Here is a 4442-nt window from a genome sequence, read left to right on the forward strand (position 1 = left end):
CCTCCGGCCCCTACGCCAACGCGGACCTGCTGCCCGTCCCGGTCGCCAGGCGCACCTGGACCACGTACAACTTCTCCGCCCTGTGGGTCGGCATGGCCCACAACACGGCCTCCTGGACCCTGGCCTCCGGCCTGATCGCCGTCGGCATGGACTGGAAACAGGCGGTGCTCACCATCGCCCTGGCCAACCTGATCGTGCTCGTCCCGATGCTGCTGACCGGGCACGCGGGACCCAAGTACGGCATCCCCTTCCCGGTCTTCGCCCGCGCCTCCTTCGGGGTGCGCGGCGCCAACCTGCCCGCGATCGTACGGGCGTTGGTGGCCTGCGGCTGGTTCGGCATCCAGACCTGGATCGGCGGCGAGGCGATCTACTTCCTCGCCGGGAAACTGATCGGGAGCGGCTGGACCGACGCCGCCGAGGTCGGCGGCCACGCCTGGACGATGTGGCTGTCGTTCGCGATCTTCTGGGCGATCCAGGTCGCGATCATCCACCGGGGCATGGAGACCATCCGCCGGTTCGAGAACTGGGCGGCGCCCTTCGTGCTCGTCGGCGCGTTCGTGATGCTGTGGTGGATGAGCGACAAGGCCGGCGGCCTCGGCCCGCTCTTCGACCAGCCCTCGAAACTGGGCTGGGGAGCGGACTTCTGGAAGCTGTTCGCGCCCGCCCTGATGGGCATGATCGGCTTCTGGTCCACCCTGTCGCTGAACATCCCGGACTTCACCCGGTACGGCCGCAGCCAGAAGGCGCAGACCCGGGGCCAGGCGCTCGGCCTGCCCACGACCATGACCCTGTTCGCGTTCCTTTCGGTGCTGGTCACCTCCGGCTCGCAGGCCGTCTACGGCGAACCGGTCTGGGACCCGGTGCAGTTGGCGGCGAAGACGGACAGCGTCGCCGGACTGCTGTTCGCGCTGGTGACCGTGCTGGTGGCGACGCTGTCGGTCAACATCGCGGCCAACATGGTCTCCCCGGCCTTCGACTTCTCCAACGTCGCGCCGCGCAAGGTCAGTTTCCGCACCGGCGCGCTCATCACCGCCGTGCTCGCCGTGGTGATGTTCCCGTGGAAGCTGTACGCCGACCCGCAGGGCTACATCTTCACCTGGCTCGGCCTGGTCGGCGGCCTGCTCGGCACGGTCGCCGGCATCCTCATCGCCGACTACTGGATCCTCAGGCGCTCCCGGCTGGACTTGGTCGACCTGTACCGCACGGGCGGACGCTACTGGTACGCGGGCGGCTGGAACTGGCGGGCGGTCGTGGCCTTCCTGGTGGGCGGTGTGCTGGCCATCGGCGGCGCGGACTTCCACCCGCTGGTCGACGGCCGTCCGATTCCCGCCCTGAGGTCCCTCGCCGACTACGGCTGGGCGGTGGGCCTGGGCACGTCGATGGTGCTGTACCTGCTGCTGATGGCGGCGCGCACCCGGCGACGGGCGGACGCCTGACGCCGGGCGCGCGCCGCCGGTGGCCGCGCCGGAGGACGGTCAGCCCTTGTGGCCGCCCTCCAGCGCGGCCGCCGCCTCCTTGGCGGCCTTGATGGCGCCCTTGTTGATCTCGTCCGTACTGGGCGCCTTCTTCGTCTCGAAGTCGCTGCCGTTGTACGTGACGGTCACGATCGCGTTGGAGGCGCGGGCGATCACGACGCCCTCGCGGGTCTCCTGCTTGGCCTCGGTGGTGAGGTTCACCACCGAATAGGCGCTGTCGCCGAGACCGGGTACCGCGCCGCCGCCGCTCTTGTCGGAGACCCGCTGCTGGTACGACTTCTGCGCCGCGTCGTCCGAGGCCATGATCTCGAAGGACACGTCCAGCCAGCGGTAGTCGTAGTCCTTGAGCGCGTTCCAGGAGCAGGTACGGCGCACGGTGGTGTCCGTCGACGGGATCTCCTTGCCCGCCGCCTTGGCGCCCGGCACCAGGGACGTGATCGTCTTCGCGGAGACGCTGGTGCACGGCACCGGCGCGGTCGCGTACGTCTTCGATACCGCGGTCGACGAGGGTGCGGAGGGCTCGGAGGACGACTGGCCACCGGCGCCGCGCGTCTGGTGCTGGGCCGCCTTGCCGTCCTCGGCGGGCGGGGCGGCGAACGGCCCGGACGTCAACGCCCAGCCCGCACAGGCGAGCACGACGACCGGACTCAGACGCGCGGTGAGCGCGAGGGGCAGGGGAAGTTCACGCACGGCGCACTTCTCGTGTGGGGGACGGACGCGGTGCGGAACGGGTCCACATCGCGGACGGGCCCTCAGTGTCACACGACTCCGGGTGGGGCGGAAGCGATACTCCGCTCCGTGCCCACCCGGTCACAACAACCCGCTCCTGACGTGCTGTTTGCCGCCTATGTCCTGGCGGAGCTGGGTGCCGACGCGGCCTGTGCCCAGTCCTTGAGGGAGGTGACGAAGGCGGTCCACGCCGGGGCTGGAACGGTGAGGACGGGGCCGTGGGGGACCTTGGAGTCGCGGACGGGGACGACGCCGGTGTGCGCGTCGCAGACCTCGACGCAGTCGCCGCCGTCGCCGTTGCTGTAGCTGCTCTTGCGCCAGGCAGCGGTGCTCAAGTCAATCTCGGTGCTTGCCATCTCGGTAATCCTCAGCCGCTTCCTCGATCAGGGCGAGGGACGCCTCCGGTGGCAGTGCGGCGGCCCTGAGCCGATCGTATGCCTTGCGGTACTGCTTCACGAGGGCCGGATCGTCGATGGTGTCCCCACTGTGTTGCGACTCCAAGTAGACCAGTGGCGGGGCATCGGGGAAAGCCATAATCGTGGCTGCCCCCATCATGAGGGGGTGCGGGCCGCAGTTCCACGGAAGGATCTGGGGAACGATGCGGCGGCGGCGCGCCAGTGCCGCAATGCGCTCCAGTTGTTCGGCCATCACCGCGACCAAATACGTGATTTGATCGGCTCGGTCGGATGGTCGGGCGGTCAGGCGGTCAGTGCCGCGAGCTCCGCGTTGGCGCGCTCGGTGACCAGGGCGAGGACGCGACCGGCGGCGGCCAGGTCCTCGGCGGGTATCCCGCCCCAGACGCGGGCGGTGATGGGGGCGGTCTCCGCGCCGACGGCGGCGACCAGCTCGCGCCCTGCGTCCGTGGGGCGAAGGTGCGCGCCGTCCGCGACGAGCAACTGCCTGGCCAGCAACTCGTCGAGAGTGGCGCGGATGTCGGCCGGATCGACCTTGAGGGAGCCCCGGACCTGGGCGACGAGATCGTCCGGCGTCTGCGGGGCGTCGGCGGTGACGGCGGCGCGCAGGGCGATCTGCTGCTGGAACGTGACGCCGTGCCGGGCCAGGACGTGCTCCAGGACGCCGCGGGCAGCGTAGTGGGCCAGGCCGAGGGCGCGGGCGTCGGCGACGGGTGCGGTGGTGGATGCAGCGGTGGTGGATGCAGTGGTGGTCATGGTGTTGTCCCCTGGGTGCTCTCGTCGTTCGGTACGGATGGAGCGAGAGGTGTATCGAGCAGGGTCGTCAGCTCGTCGGTGAACGCGCGCGTCCGCGGGGCATCGAGGCCGCCGAGCGGCTCCAGCAACTGCTGAAGCAGTTCCTGAACCACCGTGACGGCCTGCCGCGTGACGGTCTGGCCCCGCTCGGTGAGGGCGAGCTGTACGGCGCGTGGGTCGCGGGGATCGCGAGTGCGCTCGATCAGGCCGGCCGACTCCAGAGCGCGTGCCAGCTTCGAGACGTACAACGCCTCCAGGCCGGTGTGGTCGGCGAGTCGGCGCTGGCTGGGCCGCTCACCGGCGCGCTGCATGCCGTGCAGCGACGCGACCAGTGAGTACTGCGCGTGGGTGAGGCCCAGCGGAGCCACCGCGCGATCGACCGCGACGCGCCACTTGTTGGCGAGCCGCCATACCAGGAAACCGGGCGTGGGGCCCGGCGAACCCTTGCTCATGCCGAACAAAGTACATGGCTACCATGTCCATGGCTACTATTTTCTGGCGGATGTGACGACGCCCCCGTGGACCACGTCCGGCCTGGCCCGAGGCCATCCCCGGCGGCGGGAGCACGTAGACGGACATCACTTCGGCGAAGGCGGGAGCATCCCCGGCAGGACTCGGGGCCTGCTCCCCTTCTGGCCACCGCACGGCAGGCGGGACGGCGGCCCCTGCCCAGGGCGCTGCGCGCAAGGGCCGCCGCCCACACCTTGCGGTCCTGTCACAGCGCAAGGCATGACGACGCTGAAACCCCAGCACCCGACCGCGCCCGCCCCGTGTGTCGGCCGGGCGAACGCGGATGAAGCCAGAGCACGGCTTCGAGAAACGGGGCTGAGGGTCTCCTCCAACCCGCAGTCCGGCCGAGCGGCCCCGACCATGTGCCCGATCACGGCAGGCCGGCACGCCGCGTGTCGGCGTACGGGCTCTGGTGCAGAGGTGCGTACGGGTTGATCTGCAGAGGTGCTCCGGCGTGTCTGGCCGGGGGCTGGGCCGGTGGGAGGAGCCTGTCGCTGACGTTGTGCGGCGATGAGGGAGG

General features: G+C 70.4%; 5 protein-coding genes and 1 pseudogene. 1 reads left to right on the forward strand and 5 read right to left on the reverse strand.

Annotated elements, in window-relative coordinates:
• Positions 1-1436: NCS1 family nucleobase:cation symporter-1 (locus C1I97_RS32145; RefSeq protein ID WP_111006571.1), on the forward strand; the 1436-nt coding region annotated here is incomplete at its 5' end.
• Positions 1437-1475: 39 nt separating this feature from the next.
• On the opposite strand, the gene C1I97_RS32150 is transcribed toward C1I97_RS32145, so the two are convergent.
• From C1I97_RS32150 to C1I97_RS32170, 5 genes and pseudogenes are all read right to left on the reverse strand, one after another.
• Positions 1476-2165, reverse strand: a complete 690-nt coding sequence (locus C1I97_RS32150; protein ID WP_111006572.1) for a hypothetical protein — start codon at positions 2163-2165, stop codon at positions 1476-1478.
• A gap of 155 nt (positions 2166-2320) precedes the next feature.
• Positions 2321-2539 carry a DUF397 domain-containing protein gene (locus C1I97_RS32155; RefSeq protein WP_441349174.1) on the reverse strand — a complete coding sequence of 73 codons (219 nt, stop codon included), beginning with the start codon at positions 2537-2539 and terminating at the stop codon, positions 2321-2323.
• 1 nt (position 2540) lies between these two features.
• Positions 2541-2849, reverse strand: a pseudogene (locus C1I97_RS32160) (Scr1 family TA system antitoxin-like transcriptional regulator); the annotation flags it as partial.
• Positions 2850-2902: 53 nt separating this feature from the next.
• Complete coding sequence (locus C1I97_RS32165; protein WP_111006574.1) at positions 2903-3373, reverse strand: MarR family transcriptional regulator; 471 nt, start codon at positions 3371-3373, stop codon at positions 2903-2905.
• Positions 3370-3864 carry a MarR family winged helix-turn-helix transcriptional regulator gene (locus C1I97_RS32170; RefSeq protein ID WP_111006575.1) on the reverse strand — a complete coding sequence of 165 codons (495 nt, stop codon included), beginning with the start codon at positions 3862-3864 and terminating at the stop codon, positions 3370-3372. Before C1I97_RS32170 ends, C1I97_RS32165 begins: the two co-directional genes overlap by 4 nt.
• Between the last annotated feature and the right edge of the window lie 578 nt (positions 3865-4442).

The sequence above is a fragment of the Streptomyces sp. NTH33 genome, from assembly GCF_003236365.1.
In the GTDB taxonomy this organism is placed as follows: domain Bacteria; phylum Actinomycetota; class Actinomycetes; order Streptomycetales; family Streptomycetaceae; genus Streptomyces.

What these genes read in the sequence shown, in the direction of transcription:
- C1I97_RS32165 (WP_111006574.1), bottom strand. Translation starts at nt 3,373, where the DNA reads ATGACCACCACTGCATCCACCACCGCTGCATCCACCACCGCACCCGTC.
- C1I97_RS32170 (WP_111006575.1), bottom strand. Translation starts at nt 3,864, where the DNA reads ATGAGCAAGGGTTCGCCGGGCCCCACGCCCGGTTTCCTGGTATGGCGG.